This is a genomic window from Streptomyces tritici, from assembly GCF_048500665.1.
Classification (GTDB): Bacteria; Actinomycetota; Actinomycetes; order Streptomycetales; family Streptomycetaceae; genus Streptomyces; species Streptomyces tritici.
The window spans coordinates 7,188,798-7,206,043 of record NZ_CP183183.1; the positions used below are offsets into that span (position 1 = coordinate 7,188,798).

At 70.3% G+C, this 17,246-nt stretch carries 21 protein-coding genes and 2 pseudogenes; 10 read left to right on the forward strand and 13 right to left on the reverse strand.

Annotated features, from left to right (window positions below; translation table 11 throughout):
* Positions 1-69: 69 nt before the first annotated feature.
* Positions 70-363: a hypothetical protein gene (locus ACNJ93_RS33310; protein ID WP_418961197.1), complete on the reverse strand. Its 294-nt coding sequence runs from the start codon at positions 361-363 to the stop codon at positions 70-72.
* Between ACNJ93_RS33310 and ACNJ93_RS33315 the strand changes: the two are divergent.
* A pseudogene (locus tag ACNJ93_RS33315) lies at positions 338-1,448 on the forward strand (IS630 family transposase). The gene ACNJ93_RS33310 and the pseudogene ACNJ93_RS33315 overlap by 26 nt on opposite strands.
* A gap of 23 nt (positions 1,449-1,471) precedes the next feature.
* Here the strand turns inward: ACNJ93_RS33315 and ACNJ93_RS33320 are convergent.
* The 4 genes from ACNJ93_RS33320 to ACNJ93_RS33335 all read right to left on the reverse strand — a co-directional run bounded on the left by ACNJ93_RS33320 (position 1,472) and on the right by ACNJ93_RS33335 (position 4,657).
* Positions 1,472-1,897 (reverse strand): contact-dependent growth inhibition system immunity protein, encoded by a 426-nt coding sequence (locus ACNJ93_RS33320; protein WP_418961198.1) that lies wholly within the window; start codon positions 1,895-1,897, stop codon positions 1,472-1,474.
* A gap of 163 nt (positions 1,898-2,060) precedes the next feature.
* Positions 2,061-2,585, reverse strand: a complete 525-nt coding sequence (locus tag ACNJ93_RS33325; protein ID WP_418961199.1) for an AAA family ATPase — start codon at positions 2,583-2,585, stop codon at positions 2,061-2,063.
* A gap of 153 nt (positions 2,586-2,738) precedes the next feature.
* Positions 2,739-3,619, reverse strand: a protein-coding gene (locus ACNJ93_RS33330) for an IS5 family transposase (RefSeq protein ID WP_418961200.1) whose coding sequence is annotated in 2 segments (ribosomal slippage) — positions 2,739-3,100 and positions 3,100-3,619 — 882 coding nt in all. Because the reading frame shifts where the segments join, the coding sequence is not laid out codon by codon here.
* A 102-nt stretch (positions 3,620-3,721) separates the two neighbouring features.
* Positions 3,722-4,657 carry a LysR substrate-binding domain-containing protein gene (locus ACNJ93_RS33335; protein ID WP_418961201.1) on the reverse strand — a complete coding sequence of 312 codons (936 nt, stop codon included), beginning with the start codon at positions 4,655-4,657 and terminating at the stop codon, positions 3,722-3,724.
* 71 nt (positions 4,658-4,728) lie between these two features.
* Between ACNJ93_RS33335 and dapA the strand changes: the two genes are divergently transcribed.
* Together dapA and ACNJ93_RS33345 are read left to right on the forward strand one after the other, a co-directional pair.
* The gene (gene dapA, locus ACNJ93_RS33340) at positions 4,729-5,649 is read left to right on the forward strand and encodes a 4-hydroxy-tetrahydrodipicolinate synthase (protein WP_418961202.1); all 921 of its coding nucleotides are present in this window, start codon (positions 4,729-4,731) and stop codon (positions 5,647-5,649) included.
* Positions 5,650-5,865: 216 nt separating this feature from the next.
* Positions 5,866-6,822 (forward strand): phosphotransferase family protein, encoded by a 957-nt coding sequence (locus ACNJ93_RS33345; RefSeq protein WP_418961203.1) that lies wholly within the window; start codon positions 5,866-5,868, stop codon positions 6,820-6,822.
* A gap of 354 nt (positions 6,823-7,176) precedes the next feature.
* On the opposite strand, the gene ACNJ93_RS33350 is transcribed toward ACNJ93_RS33345, so the two are convergent.
* Complete coding sequence (locus tag ACNJ93_RS33350) at positions 7,177-7,491, reverse strand: hypothetical protein (RefSeq protein WP_418961204.1); 315 nt, start codon at positions 7,489-7,491, stop codon at positions 7,177-7,179.
* Between the two features lie 631 nt (positions 7,492-8,122).
* Between ACNJ93_RS33350 and ACNJ93_RS33355 the strand changes: the two genes are divergently transcribed.
* Positions 8,123-8,998 (forward strand): DMT family transporter, encoded by an 876-nt coding sequence (locus tag ACNJ93_RS33355; protein ID WP_418961205.1) that lies wholly within the window; start codon positions 8,123-8,125, stop codon positions 8,996-8,998.
* A gap of 59 nt (positions 8,999-9,057) precedes the next feature.
* Here the strand turns inward: ACNJ93_RS33355 and ACNJ93_RS33360 are convergent, their stop codons facing one another.
* Positions 9,058-9,312, reverse strand: coding sequence for a hypothetical protein (locus ACNJ93_RS33360; protein WP_418961206.1), 255 nt, complete (start codon positions 9,310-9,312; stop codon positions 9,058-9,060).
* Between the two features lie 252 nt (positions 9,313-9,564).
* On the opposite strand from ACNJ93_RS33360, the pseudogene ACNJ93_RS33365 reads away from it, so the two are divergent.
* Positions 9,565-9,864 (forward strand): annotated as a pseudogene (locus ACNJ93_RS33365) (DUF4262 domain-containing protein); the annotation flags it as partial.
* 46 nt (positions 9,865-9,910) lie between these two features.
* Here the strand turns inward: ACNJ93_RS33365 and ACNJ93_RS33370 are convergent.
* On the reverse strand, positions 9,911-10,357 hold the full coding sequence (locus ACNJ93_RS33370) for a transposase family protein (protein ID WP_418961207.1): 447 nt from the start codon (positions 10,355-10,357) through the stop codon (positions 9,911-9,913).
* Positions 10,358-10,567: 210 nt separating this feature from the next.
* Between ACNJ93_RS33370 and ACNJ93_RS33375 the strand changes: the two genes are divergently transcribed.
* A complete protein-coding gene (locus tag ACNJ93_RS33375; RefSeq protein WP_418961208.1) occupies positions 10,568-11,239 on the forward strand; it encodes a hypothetical protein in 672 nt (223 codons plus the stop codon).
* 291 nt (positions 11,240-11,530) lie between these two features.
* Here the strand turns inward: ACNJ93_RS33375 and trxB are convergent, their stop codons facing one another.
* Both trxB and ACNJ93_RS33385 read right to left on the reverse strand, forming a co-directional pair.
* A complete protein-coding gene (gene trxB, locus ACNJ93_RS33380; protein ID WP_418961611.1) occupies positions 11,531-12,511 on the reverse strand; it encodes a thioredoxin-disulfide reductase in 981 nt (326 codons plus the stop codon).
* 14 nt (positions 12,512-12,525) lie between these two features.
* A complete protein-coding gene (locus ACNJ93_RS33385) occupies positions 12,526-12,939 on the reverse strand; it encodes an arsenate reductase ArsC (protein ID WP_418961209.1) in 414 nt (137 codons plus the stop codon).
* 109 nt (positions 12,940-13,048) lie between these two features.
* Between ACNJ93_RS33385 and ACNJ93_RS33390 the strand changes: the two genes are divergently transcribed.
* From ACNJ93_RS33390 to ACNJ93_RS33405, 4 genes are all read left to right on the forward strand, one after another.
* Positions 13,049-13,357 (forward strand): ArsR/SmtB family transcription factor, encoded by a 309-nt coding sequence (locus tag ACNJ93_RS33390; RefSeq protein ID WP_418961210.1) that lies wholly within the window; start codon positions 13,049-13,051, stop codon positions 13,355-13,357.
* Positions 13,358-13,390: 33 nt separating this feature from the next.
* A complete protein-coding gene (locus ACNJ93_RS33395) occupies positions 13,391-14,161 on the forward strand; it encodes an aquaporin (RefSeq protein ID WP_418961211.1) in 771 nt (256 codons plus the stop codon).
* Positions 14,158-15,219 (forward strand): ArsO family NAD(P)H-dependent flavin-containing monooxygenase, encoded by a 1,062-nt coding sequence (locus ACNJ93_RS33400; protein WP_418961212.1) that lies wholly within the window; start codon positions 14,158-14,160, stop codon positions 15,217-15,219. The genes ACNJ93_RS33395 and ACNJ93_RS33400 overlap by 4 nt, the downstream gene beginning before the upstream one ends.
* A 116-nt stretch (positions 15,220-15,335) precedes the next feature.
* Entirely contained in the window at positions 15,336-15,860 is a 525-nt protein-coding gene (locus tag ACNJ93_RS33405; RefSeq protein WP_418961213.1) for a DinB family protein, read from the forward strand.
* A gap of 6 nt (positions 15,861-15,866) precedes the next feature.
* Here ACNJ93_RS33405 and ACNJ93_RS33410 read toward each other — a convergent pair whose 3' ends face one another.
* Genes ACNJ93_RS33410 through ACNJ93_RS33420 form a run of 3 tightly spaced genes read right to left on the reverse strand, consistent with a single transcriptional unit; the run spans position 15,867 to position 17,203 of the window.
* Positions 15,867-16,367: an N-acetyltransferase family protein gene (locus ACNJ93_RS33410; RefSeq protein ID WP_418961214.1), complete on the reverse strand. Its 501-nt coding sequence runs from the start codon at positions 16,365-16,367 to the stop codon at positions 15,867-15,869.
* Positions 16,364-16,726: an ArsR/SmtB family transcription factor gene (locus tag ACNJ93_RS33415; RefSeq protein WP_418961215.1), complete on the reverse strand. Its 363-nt coding sequence runs from the start codon at positions 16,724-16,726 to the stop codon at positions 16,364-16,366. Before ACNJ93_RS33415 ends, ACNJ93_RS33410 begins: the two co-directional genes overlap by 4 nt.
* 39 nt (positions 16,727-16,765) lie before the next feature.
* Positions 16,766-17,203 (reverse strand): hypothetical protein, encoded by a 438-nt coding sequence (locus ACNJ93_RS33420; protein WP_418961216.1) that lies wholly within the window; start codon positions 17,201-17,203, stop codon positions 16,766-16,768.
* Between the last annotated feature and the right edge of the window lie 43 nt (positions 17,204-17,246).

The following is a 17,246-nucleotide window of genomic DNA, read 5'->3' on the forward strand; positions in this document are numbered from 1 at the left end:
CGGCCCTCCCACGGCTGGGGCACCCGCGCGCGCCCGGGCCCCACGGGAGGCGGGAAGCCCGAGTCCGGGTCAGTGACGGCGCAGCAGCCGCCCCGCCACCAGGTGCCCGACGACGAGGTAGACGACGGCGGCGAGGCCGTAGCCCGCGACGACCCGCGCCCATGTCTCGTCGAACGTGAAGAGGTCGTGCGACCAGCCGGCCAGCCAGCGGGCCACGGTCTGGATGAACTCCACGAGTTCGTTGGCCCGGTTGGCGCCCAGCAGGTACATCAGGATCCAGAGCCCGATGATCGCGGCCATGACATCGGCGAGGACGACGATCACCCTTGCCGCTTGCGTGGTGTTACTTCGTCCGGAGGTCATACCCCTCGGGTTACCGCGAGTCCGCCTCCAAAACCCGTCCCTCCGCGACTCGTTAGGCGTCGGCCGGGCGGCGCGGCGCCGGGGCGAGGAGAGACTGACGCCAAAGTCCCTGGGGCCAGGGAGGTCTCCCTGTGCCCGGCTTCGTCCGCGCGCCGCGCCGACGGTGCCGCCGCGGCTGTGGATCGCTCCGGACACGGTCCGCACCTGGCGGCGCCGCTTTATCGAACGGGGCCTGGACGGCCTGTGCGACGACCCCAGGCCCGCGTCCCACGGAAGATCACCGCGGACGCTGACGTCGAGCGGGTGATCGTCAAGACGCTCGAGGAGAGGCCGAAGAACGCGACCCACTGGTCGACGAGGTCGATGGCCGCGGCCACGGGATGTCGCAGTCGACGGTCTCGCGGATCTGGCGGGCGTTCGCGCTGGCGCCGCACCGGTCGCAGACGTCTCTGCTGTCCGCTGATCCGTTGTTCATCGACAAGGTTCGTGACGTCGTCGGTCTGTATCTCCACCCGCCGGAGAAGGCCCTGGTGCTCTGCGTGGACTAGAAGTCGCAGACCAGGCCCTGGACCGGTCCCAGCCGGTGCTGCCCGGTGTTCCCGAACGCCGCAGCCATGACTACGTCGGGGCCGGCACCACCACTCTCTTCGCCGCCCTCGAAGTCGCCACCGGCAAGGTCATCGGTTCCCTCCATCGCCGCCACCGGGCGGCGGAGTTCGAAAGGTTTCTCGCGAAGCTGGACAAGGAGGTCCCTGCCGAACAGGTTCATCTGATCCTGGACAACTACGCGACCCACAAGACGCCCGACATCAAGAAGTGGCTGCTGGGCCACCCGCAATTTCACCTGCACTTCACGCCGACCAGCGCGTCCTGACTGAACCTGGTCGAGCCCTGGTTCGCCGAACTCACGCAGAACGCTCAAGCGCGGCGTCCACCGCTCTGTCCAGGCCCTCGAACGCGACATCCGGACCTGGCCGGCCGACTGGAACGAGCACCCGAGACCGTTCGTCTGGACGAAGAGCGCAGACGAGATCCTCGACAAAGTCGCGGCCTACTGCCACCGAATCTCTGGTTCGGATCGTTAGCTCACTGCGGGCTCTTCCCCCGGTCAGCGAAGCAATTCAGTCCGGGCGACGAAGCGGGCGAGCTCTTCGGCGGCGCCGCGAGGCAGGCTGGCCGCCGAGGCCTCCGGCAGGGCCATGATCACGGTGCGCAACCGTGTCGCGAGGTCAGGGAACAAGGCCCAGGCCGACGCCGGAACGTTCACAGCGGCAAGCAACAGGTCTCCCTCGTAGAAGTAGGCGTCAAGCATCGGCTCATCGAGCAGCCAGCGCACTGCGAGGGGAAGAACGTAGGGCAGTGCCACCTGCTGGGAAATGAGCGTGCGTAGATCCGCCGGCTCAAGTTCGCCCAGCGGAATCTGGCGTAGCTCATGGACCCTGCGCACCAGACGGGTTGCATCAGAGCCAGCAGGCGCCCAGCGAGGCGGGTCCAGCTCATTGAGCGTGCGGTCGAGGTGCAGCAGACGGTCCATAGGGTTCATTGTTACTGGAACAGGGAGGGAATCTCTGACTCAGGTCACTAGGGCCTGTCCGGCGGATCCTTCGACTCGGCACGCCTGGCACGACTTCGCGGACTGATCCCCGAGTGCGCCCAAGGCTGCCGCTGCCGACGTCGGGCTGCGTCATGGTTGGGTTTTACGCGAGCGACGGCCACCGATCGGTAGCCCACTCCAGCCACCCCGACCATCCAGGAGGCGGACCTCCGATTTCATGCCCTGCGAGTTCGGCGGCGTCGGGCTCCTCGAACAGCGTCCTCCAGTGCACGAGGTCCGCTTCGCTCATCGGGAAGGTCTGATCCGGGGTAGCCGACTGGCGATGAGCGATTCGAGCACGTTGGGTCTCATGGTCCACCGGCACGTACACAAGGCGGCAGTCTGCGCCCGCAGACTCGACCAACCAGCGGATCGCGGATCTCTCGTCACGGGACCAGCATCCGAAGTCCAGGACCACGTTGGTTCCAAGTCGGAGCGCCTCCAGACCGAGCCAGAGCAGCCGGCCTTCCAGCACGTCGCGCTTCCCGTCCGCCTCCGGCTCGCCGAACAGCGGAATCATCCATTCATCCGGCGTCAGCCGCAGGGCGCCGTGCTCCTCGGCGAGTTGCCGAGCCCTCGTGGTCTTGCCGGCGCCGGGCAGGCCGATCGTCAGGAACAGCGTGGTCACGTCCCGATCGTAAGCAGGAGGACCACGTGCAGGGCGACTGCTTTTCTGCCGGGATCGCCGGTCCGCGCTGCGGTTGGGCAGCGCGATGACAGCAAGTGATGGTGACCGCATGCGTCCCAGGCAAGTGGACGCGATGCCCTGCTCATCGGCTGATTACGACCTGAGCCAGAGGCGGGTCGAAGCCACGACGACCGTGCCGTGGAAGACGTGGGCGCGCGTGTCGTAGCGCGTGGCCAAAGCGCGTGAGTGCTTGAGGCAGTTGATCGTCCGCTCGACCTCGTTGCGACGCCGGTACGGCTGCCGGTCGAAGCCGACCGGCCGGCCTCCCGTACTGCCGCGGCGCCGACGGTGGTCGCGCTGGTCCCTCCGCTCGGGGATCGTGTGCTTGATCTGCTGCCGACGCAGATAGCGGCGGTTACGGTGCGAGCTGTACGCCTTGTCCCCGCCAAGGTGGTCGGGACAGGTACGCGGACGTCCGCCCCTGGCACGCTTGACCTTGCTGCCTTCCATCATGGGATCAGCTGTGGGCTGTCGCCCCACAGCCCCGGCGTGACCAATACGGCCAGCGGTCGGCAGCCGCCCTCCCCGGCCAGGTGAGTCTTGCAGGTCAGACCGCCCCGCGATCGGCCCAGTCCCTCGTCAGCCCGATGCCGGCGAGGCATCGCTCTCCGCCCGGGAACCCGTGGCGTTCTGTGCGGCGCCCCGGCTGCGTGCTGATGGGCCCGGCACGAGGTGGAGTCCACGCTCACCATGCTCCAGTCGATCCTCCCGGTGGCGTCGGCATCCGCCAGGACCGCCTGGAGAATCCGCTCCCAAGTACCGTCCGCAGACCAGCGGCGGTGCCGCTCGTACACGCTCTTCCAACTGCCGAACACCTTCGGCAGATACCACCAAGGGACGCCGGTGCGGATCCGGAACAAGACCCCGTTGATCACCGTCCGGTGATCACACCACCGCCCACCCCTGCCACCCGGCTTCAGCAGATGCCGTACCAACCGAGCCCACTCGTCGTCCGCCAGATCTCCCCGCCCCACCAACAGAACGATGCGCCATGAGGCAGGGCACGTCACCGAGATCCGCCGGACAGGCCCTAGACCTCTCGGAGCCGGCGTGCCATCTGCGTGCCGTACGGGTCCTCATATGGCTGGGGAGTCACCGGCCGTGGCGCTCATGGCCGTTCGCGCCGCCGCTACGAAGGCTGCGATCGCCGGGTGGGTGCCGCCGCCCGCGCGGAAGGCGATCTTCGAGCGGCGAAAGAGGGGCAGCCGGGTCAGGACCACGCCCTCGGGGGCATGTGTGGTGGCCATCTCCGGTACAAGTCCGGCGCCCTGCCCGATGGCGGCCAGCGCCAGGACCGTACGGAAGTCGTTGACCTGGTGGCGGATGCGCGGCTGGAAACCGGCTGCCTGGCAGGCGCGTACGGCCATCGCGTGACCGGTCGTGCCCCTCCGGGCGGTGATCCAGGGGGACGCAGCCCACGGTCCGAGCAGCTCCGCCAGCGTGTCGCCTTTGACGGGACGGGTGGCGGGAGCGGTGTCGGCGCCGCTGGTGGCCAGGTACATCGGCTCCTCCAGGAGGGGCACGTGGTCCATCGTGGCGTCCGGCGGGGCGGGCACGAAGTCGTAGTCGTGGACGAGAGCCACGTCGAGCTCGCCGGCGCGCAGACCGTCGGAGACTCGTGCCGAGTCGATCTCCTGCAGCATCGGTTCCAGTGCGGGGTGCTGCAGGGCCAGTTCGGCCAGCGTGGCAGGCACGATCGCGGGGCCGCCAGAGGGAAACGTCCCGATCCGCAGTGGCCCGCTGACGCCCTCGCGCGCCCCGGCCAGCTGGGAAACCGCCAGTTCGAGACGTTCGAGGACGGCGTCGGCGTGGGTGACGAGCGTGCGGCCGGCGGGCGTGAGCACCACCCATCTGCCGCTTCGTTCCAGCAGGGGCACGCCGGCCTCGCGCTCGAGCACGCCCAGCTGCTGGGAGACGGCCGAGGCGGTGAAGGACAGGGCCTCGGCCACGGCCGCGATGGTGCCGCGTCGGTCCAGTTCGCGCAGCAGGTGGAGACGTCGGACATCGAGCATAAGTTGATCTTACGGATGAGCGTAGAAACATGAGCTGGATCTACTGGGTTCGGGTCGGTCAGGCTGGGTGCATGAAGCCTGAAGCGAACCTCACCGGCCTGTTCGTCCCGTTGGTGACTCCGTTCACCGACGACCTGCGCCTCGACCCGGACGCGCTCGCCTGCCTCGCCCACGAGGCCCTGTCGGCCGGCGCTCGTGGACTCGTCGCCCTGGGCACCACCGGGGAGGCCGCCACGCTGACCACCGAGGAGAAGCAGGCCGTGGTCCGCATCTGCGCGGCCGCCTGCCGGGCACACGGTGCTCCGCTGATCGTCGGCGTTGGCACCAACGACACCGCCGCCGCCATCACGACACTGCGGGAGCTCGCTCAGAGCGGTGACGTCACCGCGGCGCTGGTTCCCGCTCCGCCTTACACTCGGCCCGGCGAGGCGGGAACCCTGGCGCACTTCACGGCACTCGCCGAATACGGGGGCCTGCCGCTGGTCGTCTACGACATCCCGTACCGCACCGGACAGTCTCTCAGCACCAGCACGCTGAACGCGCTCGGGCACCTGCCCGAGGTCGTCGGGATCAAGTACGCGACCGGCGCGATCGACGCGGCCGCGATGGAACTGCTCGGCTCGTCGGCCCCGGGCTTCACAGTGCTCGGCGGCGATGACGCCGTCATCTCGCCGCTCCTCGCGGCGGGTGCCCACGGCGGCATCCTGGCGTCGGCCAACCTCCGGACCGCTGACTTCGCCGAGCTGATCTCACTCTGGCAGCGCGACGCCACCGAACCGGCCCGCAGGCTGGGGGCCGAGCTGGCCCGGTTGTCCGCCGCACTCTTCGCCGAGCCGAACCCGACCGTGATCAAGGGGGTGCTGCACGCCCAGGGCCGTATCCCCAGCCCGGCCGTCCGGCTGCCGCTGCTGGCCGCCTCCGTCGATTCGGTCCGGCGGGCGGCGGATCTGGCCGCCCGGACCCACCAGGTCCACCAAGAGGCCGTGGCCTGAGCGGTCGGGTCGGTCCACCACCTGGGCCTGTCGACAGATGTGACGATGAGTCGAGAACCATGGCCGCATGACTGATGCGATCCGGAAGACATACCTGCAAGCTGCTGAGAAGGCGGTGCACCTGCCGGCCACGGATCAGGTGCCCGACCATGGGATGAGCCGTCGGTGAGGTGGATAGCCTGCCGTCATGGTTACGGGCAAGGGGGGCCCGAGCACATGGGTGCCGATCTTGAGGGCCAGGGCTGGGGTGCGACGCGTGCCTGGGTGGAGAAGGGGCTGTCCGAGGCAGAGCGCATCGAAGAAGTGATGCGGTTGCGCGGCGGCTGGACGTCGGAGATGCGCCGTCTGGGCATCTGCGGGCCGCACGGTCGCCGCTCACTGGTCCTGCGGTCCTTTGTCAAACCCTTCTACGTTCGGCACGCGGAGGGCCTGCTGACCCGCGAGGCAGCCGTTCTGCGCCTGCTCGGCGACATGGACGTGCCCACAGCCACGCTTGTGGCGGCGGACCCAACGGCGCAGTACTGCGACCATCCCTCCCTGCTGATGTCCCTGCTCCCCGGGACCGTGCGCCTGGGCGATGAAGGGGCCGATCGGCGTGCGGAGCTGTTGGCCCGTCAGTTGCTGCGTATCCACCGGCTGCCGGTGACTGCAGAGGCACGGCCTCGCACCTATCAGGCGTGGACCTCTCCCGAGCGGGTGAGCCCGCCAGAAGACACCGAGCGGCCCGAGCTGTGGCAACGGGCCGTGGACGTGATCCGCCGCGAGCCCCCGGACTACCGGGCCTGCTTCCTGCACCGGGACTTCCATCCCGGCAATGTCCTCTTCACGGGCGACGGCGACGGTATGCGGATCAGCGGCATCGTCGACTGGGTGGAGACCTCCTGGGGGCCGTCCGACCTGGACGTGGCCCACTGCTCGACGGCCCTGGCCCTGCTGCATGGGGTTCCCGCGGGCATGCGCTTCGCCGACCACTACCGTGCGGCGGGAGGGACGCTGGCCGAAGACCGCGCCGCTCATCTCTATTGGCGGCTGCTGGACGCGTTGGCCTTCGCTCCGGACGCCGAGAAGGTCGCCGTCCCCTGGCGCGAGCTGGGCCGTACCGATCTGACCCCCACCATGCTGGCCAGCCGGCTGGAGGGATACCTCCAGGCCCTTTTCGACCGCTACGCCTGAATCCGGATCAGCGGCCTGCGGGAGGAGACCTGCGGTCGGCGCGCCTGTCATGGCGCGAGTCCTCTGGGGGCGTTCGACGAGGCGGCCGCGTTCGGGGCGGGCTCCGGCGCCCCTGCCGGTCCCGCCCGACTGGCCGGTGCCACCGGCTGTCGACGGCCATTTGTTTCCCCTTCGCGAGCGTCACAGCTTCCCCGCCCAGACGTTCGACCCGTCGTCACACCATCATGGTCGTTTCTCGACTGACCGGGGGCGAGTTCTGCTGATCAGTCCCAGTCGGACGCCGGCTGGTCGAGTCGGCCGCCTTTGTGGGGTGTGGGGAGGCAGTCGCGAGCACCGCCAGGGCGGGGCAGGGGATCAGCCGTCCAGTGAGAGTGCGCTGTTGGCGTGCGTGACGGATTCCTCCGAGGCGGGTCCGCCGGGATTCTCGGTGGCCAGTGCTTCGTTGAGGGCGACGAAGGGGCACATACGCCGCTCGTAGCGGGCATACGCGGTGCGGTGGTCGCCGTTGGCAGCGCGGCGGCCGGCGCCGCCCAAGTCAAGCCGATGACTGCCGCCAGCACCAGCGCCGTCGCTGTCGGCACGCACCGTGGCCACACCACCTGCGCTGCTCGCATCCTCGATCATCCCCACCGGGCGCCGCAAGGGACAGAACCCGAGCCTGTCCAGCATTTACCGGGCCCTCGCCGGGCACGAGAAGCGGCAGGCGTACCCGGACGCGGTCGCGGCGGCCCACGCCGACTTCGCCGCACTTCAGAACGCCGGGAGCATCCCGGGTCAGATGGCGGGGAGCATCAGCGCATGATCTACGACTACCACTGAACCGAGGGCGCCCCGGTCCCCGGAAGAGAACCCTCAGCTCACGCCATGATCAATCTCAGCGCCAATGGCTGTACCGATGTTCCCCGAGGCCGATCTCGCGACGGTGGGCGGCGCTGGTCCGTCCCGGCGCGCACCGCCCTGAGCACCCGCTCCAACTGCTCCGCCACCCCGTACTCCCAGGCCCGGCGGGCGAGTTCACCTCCGCCCAGCAGACGGCACAACCGGTCGAGCGGGTCCGCCACCGTCGTGCATGCGCCCTCCCGTCCACGGTCGTCACGGCAGAGAATGGCAGATACCGGCCGACGACGGGACAGGAGCGGTGCGTGGCCATCGACTCCCGCCACGGCCACCCGCTGGGCCGCCCGCGTCCACACCGGAGCCTGAACAGTCCAAGCCGGAGCGGGCGGCCGTGTCCCGGGACGGGGCGGCGGACGGCCGCGGTTACGGTGACCGGGTGCAGGAAGTCCACGACAGGAGGGCCTTGGCCCTGTTCGCCGCCTGCGTGGTGCTGGCCGGCGGCAATGCGGTCGCCGTCCGCTTCAGCAACCGCGAGCTCGACCCGCTGTGGGGCGCGGCACTGCGCTTCGGCGCGGCCTCGCTCGTCCTGCTCGCCGTTATGGCGCTCCAGCGGCGGGAACTCCCGCGCGGCCGGGCGCTCGCCGGCGCCGTCCTGTTCGGCGTGCTCAACTTCGGGGTCACCTTCGCGCTCGCCTACTACGCGCTGGTCCGCATCCACGCCGGCCTCGGCCAGACCCTGCTGTCCCTCGTCCCGCTCGCCACGCTGCTGCTGGCCGTCGCCCAGCGGCTGGAACGCTTCCGGCTGCTCGCCGGCATCGGCACGCTGTGCGCGACGGCAGGCGTGGCGGTGGTGTCCCGTGCCCCGTTCCAGGGCTCCGTGCCGACGCTCTCGCTGCTGGCGATGCTGGGCAGCGTGGTGTCGTTCGCCGAGTCGATCGTGCTCGTCCGCAAGCTGCCCAAGGTGCATCCCGTGACGATGAACGCGATCGGGATGACCGCCGCGGCCGTGCTGCTCTTCGCCGGCTCCGCGGCCGCCGGGGACACCTGGAAGCTGCCCGAACGCGCGGCCACGTGGTGGGCGCTGGCCTATGTGGTCGTCGCCGGGTCGGTGCTCACCTTCGTGCTCTACCTCATGGTGATCCAGCGCTGGGGCGCGTCGCGCGCGGCCTACCTCTTCGTCTGCGTCCCCGTCGTCACCATCCTCCTGTCGGCCCGGCTGGACGACGAGCCCCTGACGGCCTCCCTGCTACTCGGCACCCCGCTGATCCTGCTCGGCGTCTACCTCGGCGCTCTGCGCCGCGGCGACGCGGAGCAACGGGGCCGGCCGCCTGGCCGCTGATGCGCGGCGCGGGTCGGCCGGCCCCGCTGGATGGGGGACGGTGAGGGCCGCCGTCGGGCTCAGCGGGCCGTCGCGGCCAGGGCGTCGATCTGGGCCGGCGACGCGAGCGAGTGCGCGAACGGGGCCTTCGGCGCGCCCTTCCGCGCCTTGCCCGGCGTCCCGCCCAGCGCCTTGTCCATGTACGACACGAGCGCGTCCGTGACCGGGTCCGGCTTCGGCTTCCCGTCCTCCTCAAAGCGCTGGTACTGCATCAGGTTGTTCGCCACGGCGACCTGCCGCCGGCCGTCCTCCGTGGACAGCGCCCAAGCGCGCACGGAGCTCCGCCACGGCGAGACCGGATCGCGCTGCAGGACACCGGGGGAGCGGGGTCTGGGGGCCGGCGAAGGCCAATGCGTTGCCTCAGCCGTGGCCCACGTGACACGCCGACCAGCGGGGTCTCGATCCTGATCTGCTTGGATGCGACTGACCAAACCGTGTCCTCGTCGTGCCTTTGTGTGCTGTGCGACCCCGCCGCCTCGGCGACCCTCCGGGAACGCCGACAGCGGGAGAAGTACTGGTCCCGAGAGATGGCGAACGTTCGTGAGCATGGCTGGCACGTCGTGGGTGTCGAAGGTGGGGACATCCCGGACTGGTCCTTCACCGTGGGCTTGTGGCATTCCTATCGGATCCCAGAGGTCGCCATGTTCGGTCTTGAGCTTCAAGGGCTGATGCACTGGGTCAATGCCAGGGCCGCCGAGCTGCGTGATGGGGCTGCAGCAGAGCCCGGCACGCTGCTCTCAGGTGTCATCGAGGGGTACGAGGTCCAGGTCCAACCGGTGGACGTCAGCTGGCACCGTCCTCTGCTGGGCACGGCCGTCGGCTTCTACCGCCAGACCCGGTCCCCGTCGTCCAGCTCGTCTGGCCCGACCGGGATCACCGCTGGCCCTCGGACGAGCAGGCCAGCCCGGGCTGCCGCGTGCAGCCCAGTCTGTGCCTTGCGGTCGACGAGCACCCGACCGGAGTCTGGACCGAGGAGGCAGCCGAGCAATGAGTGGATGCGAGCCGACGGGGCGGACGTAGGCGTCTACGGCGGTGACGGCACTCGATGCCGGGGTTCCCGCAGGCGAACCGACGGACCTTCAGCTGGAGAACAACGCTTCGGCCACCGCTCGGCACATCAGCGGGAAACTGCAGGTAGGAACCATGAATCCGGTTCGACCAGGCCCCGCAGACGGGGCACACGGCGCCATCCGCGATGCATTGCGCATCAACGCGCAGTGTCTCGGCGTTGACGTCCACCGACAGCACCGCGACGTCTGCGATCGACGGGAGCTTCCATGAACCCGAACTGTCAGACCGACCGCGTTGCCCAGGGATCATTTTTCGGGCGACTTCACGTACAGCTCAAGGGGCTCGGATGTCACTCAGAGTGGCCGCGTCACAGAAGCTGAGTCAGAACCGCACTTCCGACAGCACTCCGAGACATCGCAGTCATCCGCCCGGATTGGGCTGGCGGCGGACGACCATCTGGCGGTGGCGGTGTGGTTGCGGGATCGAACGGGCGGGTAGCTGTGGGACAGGGGGTGCGAAGTGGCGCAGAAGATAGGCGGGTACGTCGCGGTCGGGGGGTCGGTGGCCGCGGCTGCCGGGGCGGCCATGATGCTGTGGGACTGGTTGGACGGGACGCCGTGGACGGCCTGGCCGCTCGTTCTGCTCGGGGCAGGCCTGGTAGCGGCGCTGGTCGGGCTCAGGCTCCGGCCGGGTCTGGACCGGTGGGCCGACGCTCTGGCCGCTGGCGGGCTGACGGTGTTGGTGCTGGCCGGGGCCGTGACCACGGTCGGCACGGTGGAGCAGGTCCAGCTCCGGGGGCGGACGACGGAACCGGTAACGGTTGAGCTCAGCGGTTGCCGGGTGACCGGCCAGCGCTGGGACGAGGGCGCTGGGCCGGAGGACGAGGTCGAGTGCCGGTACATCTGGTCGGTCGGCAGACGCACCTTCGACGAGGTGCGCCCGGCGGACAAGGTGCACCCGGACGGGCACCGGATCCGGCTGTGGGCGTCTCCGGAGGGTGGGGAGCTGGACGAGCACTCGTGGCAGACGGTCGCGGCGATGGGGCTGTCCGCGGCGGTGGTGGACGGGCTGGCGCTCTTGGCCGGTGCGGGGGCGTGGCGCCGGCTGTCGAGGCGGCGTGCCGAGCGAGCGGGCGTGACGGCCAAGCCGGAGCTCGCCGCAGGCCGGGCGGACACTGGCCGCGATCGCTGAGCCACGGGGCCAGTTCGGGGTCTCGAAGGGGTGCTGTCGGAAGTGCTGAACAACTACTGCTCATGTCGGGTTCTGCACGCCTTCCGTGAAGCGGTCACGCTCAGTGTTCGGCGGGTGCTTCGAGGGCTTCGAGGATTTGTCGTACTTCCTGGCCTGGCCCGGTGACGGCATCGGATCAAGGGCGCCGCCGAGTCGCTGCCGGGCCTGGCCTGGTTCCCTGCCCGCCGTTTCGGCGGGCAGGGAGGAGTCTGGGAGCCGGGGCCGTCGACGTGGGTGACGTCGGTTCTCGCTTCAGGCTGTGGCGGGAGCGCTTGCCGCCGTGTGCCGGTCGGCCAGGGCGGCGAGGTACCGCTCGGCGTCCAGGGCCGCTGCGGCGCCGGTGCCGGCGGCGGTGATGGCCTGGCGGTAGGTGTGGTCGACGACGTCTCCGGCCGCGAAGACGCCGGAGATGTTCGTGCGCGTCGAGGGCGAGGCCGCCTTGATGTGGCCCTCGTCGTCCAGGTCGACCTGCCCGGTGAAGAGTTCGGTGCGCGGGTCATGGCCGATCGCGATGAACAGGCCGGTGACGTCGAGGTCGCGGGTCTTGCCGGTGAGGGTGTCTCGCAGCACGACGCCGGACAGCATTCCGTTGTCGGACTCGATCTCGGCGATCTCACTGTCGAAGGCGAAGGTGATCTTGTCGTCGGCGAACGCCCGGTTCTGCATCACCTTCGAAGCTCGCAGTGTGGAGCGCCGGTGCACGATGGTCACGGAGCGGGCGAAACGGGTGAGGAAAGTGGCTTCCTCCATGGCGGTGTCGCCGCCGCCGACCACGACGATGTCGCGATCGCGGAAGAAGAACCCGTCGCAGGTCGCGCACCAGGACACTCCGCGGCCGGACAGCTCCTCCTCGTTCGGCAGACCGAGCTTGCGGTAGCCGGAGCCAGTCGCGATGATCACCGTCCTCGCGCGGTGGACGGTACCGGCGGAGTCGGTCAGGAGCTTGATGTCGCCGGTGAGGTCGACCTCGACGATGTCGTCGTCGATCATCTCGGCGCCGAAGCGTTCGGCCTGGGCCCGCATGTTGTCCATGAGGTCCGGGCCGTCGACGCCGGTGGGGAAGCCGGGGAAGTTCTCGACCTCGGTGGTCGTGGTGAGGGAGCCGCCGACGAAGATCGAGCTGCCGAAGAGCAGGGGCCTCAGCTGGGCGCGGGCGGCGTAGAGGGCTGCGGTGTATCCGGCGGGGCCGGAGCCGATGATGACGACGTCGCGTATGCCGTCTCTCTGGTGGATGTCGCTCACGCCCTTCACGCCTTCTTGGCGTCGATGTCGGCGATGAGGCCCTCGACGAGGGTCTTGATCTCGTCGCGGATGGGGCGCACGGCCTCGACGCCCTGGCCTGCGGGGTCCTCGAGCTGCCAGTCGAGGTAGGTCTTGCCGGGGAAGTACGGGCAGGCGTCGCCGCAGCCCATGGTGATGATGTAGTCGGACGCCTGGGCGGCCTCGGTGGTGAGGACCTTGGGCTTCTGGTCGGAGATGTCGATGCCCAGCTCGGCCATCGCGGCGACAGCCGAGGGGTTGATCCGGTCGCCGGGGAGGGAGCCCGCGGAGCGGACCTCGACGCGGTCGCCGGCGAGGTGGCGCAGGAAGCCGGCGGCCATCTGGGAGCGGCCGGCGTTGTGGATGCAGACGAAGAGCACGGAAGCGAGCGGAGCAGTCATCGGTTCATCCTCGGGGGACGGCGCGGTCATGGCGAAAGACGCCGACTGCGCACTCATGGAGATCAGCCCAGGCTGGCATCAGCCTCGGGTGATGTGAGAGTATCAGCCCATGATGACGTCAGTCGATACTGATCTGATCCGGGTGCTGGGTGACCCTCTGCGCCTCCAGATCGTGACCCTGCTCGCCCGCGAGACGCTGTGCACCACCCACCTCGTGGAGGAGACCGGTGCCAAGCAGACCAACCTCTCCAACCACCTGAGAGTGCTGCGCGAGGCCGGGGTCGTCGAGACGGAGCCGTGCGGCCGGTTCACCTACTACCGGCTCAAGCCGGACGTCATCGAAACGCTCGCCGGGCAGTTCGCTGACCTGGCCGCAGCCGCCCGCGCCAACGCCGACACCAAGAGAGCCTGCCCGTAGCCTCTCGCCTCACCTGCCGAGGAGAACCAGCCCGTGACCGCCACCGAGCCCGCTGCGAGCGACGCCATAGCCACAGACACGTCGCCGCAGCCCGCGCCCGGCGCCACCCCACCCCGCACCCCGCTCACCGCCCGGGCGGCCGCCGAACTCGTCGGCACCGCCGCCCTGGTCGCGATCGTGGTCGGCTCGGGCATCCAGGCCACGCAGCTCACCGACGACGTCGCGCTGCAGCTCCTTGCCAACTCCACCGCCACCGTCTTCGGGCTCGGCGTGCTCATCGCCCTGCTCGGACCGGTCTCCGGCGCGCACTTCAACCCAGCCGTCACCCTGGCCGAGTGGTGGACCGCCCGCCGCGGCGGTGCCGGCGTGAACGCCCGCGAGCTCGCCGTCTACGTCCCCGCCCAGATCACCGGAGCGATCCTCGGCGCGATCCTGGCGGACGCGATGTTCGGCGAACCGCTGGTGCAGTGGTCCACGCACGACCGCTCGGCCGGGAACCTCCTCCTCGGCGAGGTGGTGGCCACGGCCGGTCTGATCCTGTTGATCTTCGGTCTGGCCCGCACCGACCGGCTCCGCTTCGCGCCGGTGGCGGTCGCCTCCTACATCGGCGCGGCCTACTGGTTCACGTCGTCCACGTCCTTCGCCAACCCGGCGGTGACGGTCGGCCGCGCCTTCACCGACACGTTCGCCGGCATCGCTCCCGGCTCGGTGCCCGCGTTCATCGGCATGCAGCTGATCGGCGCGGCCGTGGGCCTGGTTCTGGTCGCCGTGATCTTCGTGCGCGGCAGGGCGGCCAGCGCGTGACGCAGGTCGTGGACGTGGTGGTGATCGGCGGCGGCCAGTCCGGACTCGCGGCCGGCTACCACCTACGCCGCCTCGGCCTGGACTTCACCATCCTCGACGCCCAGCCCACGCCGGGCGGTGCCTGGCAGCACACCTGGGACTCCCTGCACCTCTTCTCGCCCGCCGCGTACTCCTCCCTGCCCGGCCGCCTCATGCCCCCGCAGCCGGGCGAGACCTACCCGGACGCGGCCCACGTGGTCTCGTACCTGACCGACTACGAGCAGCGCTACGAACTTCCCGTCCACCGCCCCGTGCGCGTCGCCGGCGTCCACCGCGACGGCGAACTCCTGCGCGTGGAGACCGACTCCGGCACCTGGCGGGCGCGGGCGGTCATCAGCGCCACCGGCACCTGGTCGCGTCCCTTCGTGCCCGCCGTGCCGGGTCGTGCGGAGTTCCGGGGCGCCCAGCTGCACACGGTCGAGTACCGCGGCCCGCGCGACTTCGCCGGACAGCGGGTCATCGTCGTGGGTGGCGGCAACTCCGGCGCGCAGATCGCCGCCGACCTCGCCCACGACACCGACCTGACATGGGTCACGCTGCGCGAGCCCCGCTACCTCGCCGACGACATCGACGGCCGCGTCCTCTTCGACCACGCCACCGCCCGCCGCCGCGCCCTCGACGAAGGCCGCGCCGACACCGGCGGCGTCGCCTCCCTCGGCGACATCGTCGCCGTCCCGACCGTCCGCGAAGCTCGCGACGCCGGCCTGCTCAAGGCGCAGCCGATGTTCACCCGCCTCGGCGCGAGCGGCGTCGAATGGTCCGACGGCACGGCTGCCGACGCCGACGTCATCATCTGGTGCACCGGCTTCCGCCCCGCCCTCGCCCACCTGGCCCCGCTCGCCTTGCGCGGCGCCCGCGGCCGCATCCCCACGGCAGGCACCCAGGCCCTGGGTGAGCCCCGCCTCCACCTGCTCGGCTACGGCGACTGGACCGGCCCCGCCTCCGCCACCCTCATCGGGGTCGGCCGCCCGGCCCGCGAAGCGGCGCGGGCGATCGGCGAACGGCTCGGAGCCGCATGACCCCGTGAGACGGGTGGAAGGTCCCGCGTTCCAGGGTGTATTCGGGCGGGAATCATCCCCACACGGCGACCACGGCCGGGAACGGGAGCGGCGGCGTGATGGCGGACGGTCGTCCTGTGCTGGACCGGCGGGCGGTCCTCGACGAGTACGACCGGGCCCGACGGACCTTTCACGCTCTCCTGGACGATGCCACGCCGGACTTCCTCGCCCGCCCGACGAGCGGCACGCGATGGACGAACGGTCAGCTGTTGTGGCACATGTTCTTCGGCTACCTCGTCACCCGGGTCCTGCTGGGTCTCGCACGCGGCTTCAGCCGTCTGCCCCGGAGGGTGAGCAAGGCGTTCGCTCGCGTGCTCGACGCGGGGACGCGACCGTTCGACGTGATCAACTACCTCGGGCCGTGCGGCGCGTTGAAGGTCTTCGGGCCGCGAAGGGTGGGTGTCGCGTTCGACCGGGTCATCGGTTCGCTGGAGAGGCGGCTCGCGAGGGAATCCGAGGACGATCTGGCGCGCGGGATGCACTTTCCGGTGCGGTGGGACCCGTTCTTCCAGGACTTCATGTCCCTGGCGGACCTCTATCGGTACCCCACGCAGCACTTCGACTTCCACCGCGATCAGCTCATGCCCGATGCCGGCGGTTGAGGCCTGTCAGTCGATGTGAGGGCTGCGGCGTTCGACCAGGACCGTGTCGCGCCAGCGGCCGTGATGCAGCCCGATGCGCTCACGGATGCCGATGACCCGGAAGCCGGCCCGCTCGTGGACGGTGAGACTGGCGGGGTTCTCCGGGAAGATGCCGGACTGGACGGTCCAGATACCGGCCGCCTCGGTGGAGTCGATGAGCGCCTTGAGCAGGGCGGAGGCGACGCCCCGGCCCCGGGCGTCGGGGTGGACGTAGACGGAGTGCTCGACGACTCCGGCGTACGCGCACCGGTGGGACACCTTCGACGCGGCGACCCAGCCCAGGACGCGGCCGGTCTCGTCGACGGCAGCGTAGCGGTGCTCGGGCAGCTTGGCCGCGTCGAACTGTTCCCAGGTGGGGGCGGTGGTCTCGAAGGTGGCGTTGCCCTCGTCGATGCCGGCCTGGTAGATCGCGATCACCTCTTCGGCATGCGCCGCTGTGAGCGGCACCACCAGGGCGGAGGCGGTCACGCGGCGGCCGCCTTGGTCAGCAGCTGCCCCATGGCGGCGAGAACGGCGGGCTCGACGCGGTAGTAGACCCAGGTGCCGCGCCGCTCGGAGGACAGCAGCCCGGCCTCCTTCAGCTTCTTCAGGTGGTGGGAGACCGTGGGCTGGGAGACGCCGACGTCGGAGATGTCGCAGACGCACGCCTCGCCGCCCTCGTGCGAGGCGACCGCCGAGAACAGCCGCAGTCGGACCGGGTCGCCGAGCGCCTTGAACATCATGGCGGTCCGCTCGGCCTCCTCCGCGGTCAGCGGGCGCTCGGTCAGCGGCGGGCAGCACGGCTCGACCTGGGGCTGGAGCAGCGGCAACACCTTTGCATTCGACATACGTCTATGTTGACACATGTCGAACCAAGAGGGCAGGGGCTACGAGTGGCGCAGTTGGCGAGCGATTCTGCGGGCCGCCCGCGCGGCGTCACGGCCGACGCCGCGCAGGGAGGCGGACGACAGGCTGCGCTGCCACTCCAGCCCGACGTGCGCGAGGCGCGGGTGGGCGAGGGAGGCGCCGCCCCGATGCCGGGGTCGGCCCGCACCGTCGAGGGCTCCGGTCAGTGGGGCGAGGTAGCCGAGGTCCGGCTGGTATCCGGTAGCCAGGATGATCGCGTCCACCTGCTCCGTCGTCCCGTCGGCCCACGTGACGACGGGGCCGTCGACGCGGGTGAACATCGGGCGCCGGTCCGGCCGGCCGGCGGCGAGGGCGGCGCGGTAGCGGCCGTCGTCGATGACCGCCATCGTGGCCGGACCCCGCTGGAAGCGGCCGAGCGGGGCGGAAGCCAGGCCCGTGACCGTCAGCCAGAAATCCATGCCCGTGACCGTCAGCCAGAAGTGCAGGTCCCGTCCCAGGGGC

Bases quoted from the DNA above. Each gene is read 5' to 3' on its own strand.
- ACNJ93_RS33310 (WP_418961197.1), bottom strand. From the start codon at position 363: ATGACCTCCGGACGAAGTAACACCACGCAAGCGGCAAGGGTGATCGTC.
- ACNJ93_RS33385 (WP_418961209.1), bottom strand. From the start codon at position 12,939: ATGACTGCTCCGCTCGCTTCCGTGCTCTTCGTCTGCATCCACAACGCC.
- ACNJ93_RS33345 (WP_418961203.1), top strand. From the start codon at position 5,866: ATGGGTGCCGATCTTGAGGGCCAGGGCTGGGGTGCGACGCGTGCCTGG.
- dapA (WP_418961202.1), top strand. From the start codon at position 4,729: ATGAAGCCTGAAGCGAACCTCACCGGCCTGTTCGTCCCGTTGGTGACT.
- ACNJ93_RS33320 (WP_418961198.1), bottom strand. From the start codon at position 1,897: ATGGACCGTCTGCTGCACCTCGACCGCACGCTCAATGAGCTGGACCCG.
- ACNJ93_RS33390 (WP_418961210.1), top strand. From the start codon at position 13,049: ATGATGACGTCAGTCGATACTGATCTGATCCGGGTGCTGGGTGACCCT.
- ACNJ93_RS33370 (WP_418961207.1), bottom strand. From the start codon at position 10,357: ATGATCCCTGGGCAACGCGGTCGGTCTGACAGTTCGGGTTCATGGAAG.
- ACNJ93_RS33335 (WP_418961201.1), bottom strand. From the start codon at position 4,657: ATGCTCGATGTCCGACGTCTCCACCTGCTGCGCGAACTGGACCGACGC.
- ACNJ93_RS33420 (WP_418961216.1), bottom strand. From the start codon at position 17,203: ATGGATTTCTGGCTGACGGTCACGGGCCTGGCTTCCGCCCCGCTCGGC.
- ACNJ93_RS33415 (WP_418961215.1), bottom strand. From the start codon at position 16,726: ATGTCGAATGCAAAGGTGTTGCCGCTGCTCCAGCCCCAGGTCGAGCCG.
- ACNJ93_RS33350 (WP_418961204.1), bottom strand. From the start codon at position 7,491: ATGCTGGACAGGCTCGGGTTCTGTCCCTTGCGGCGCCCGGTGGGGATG.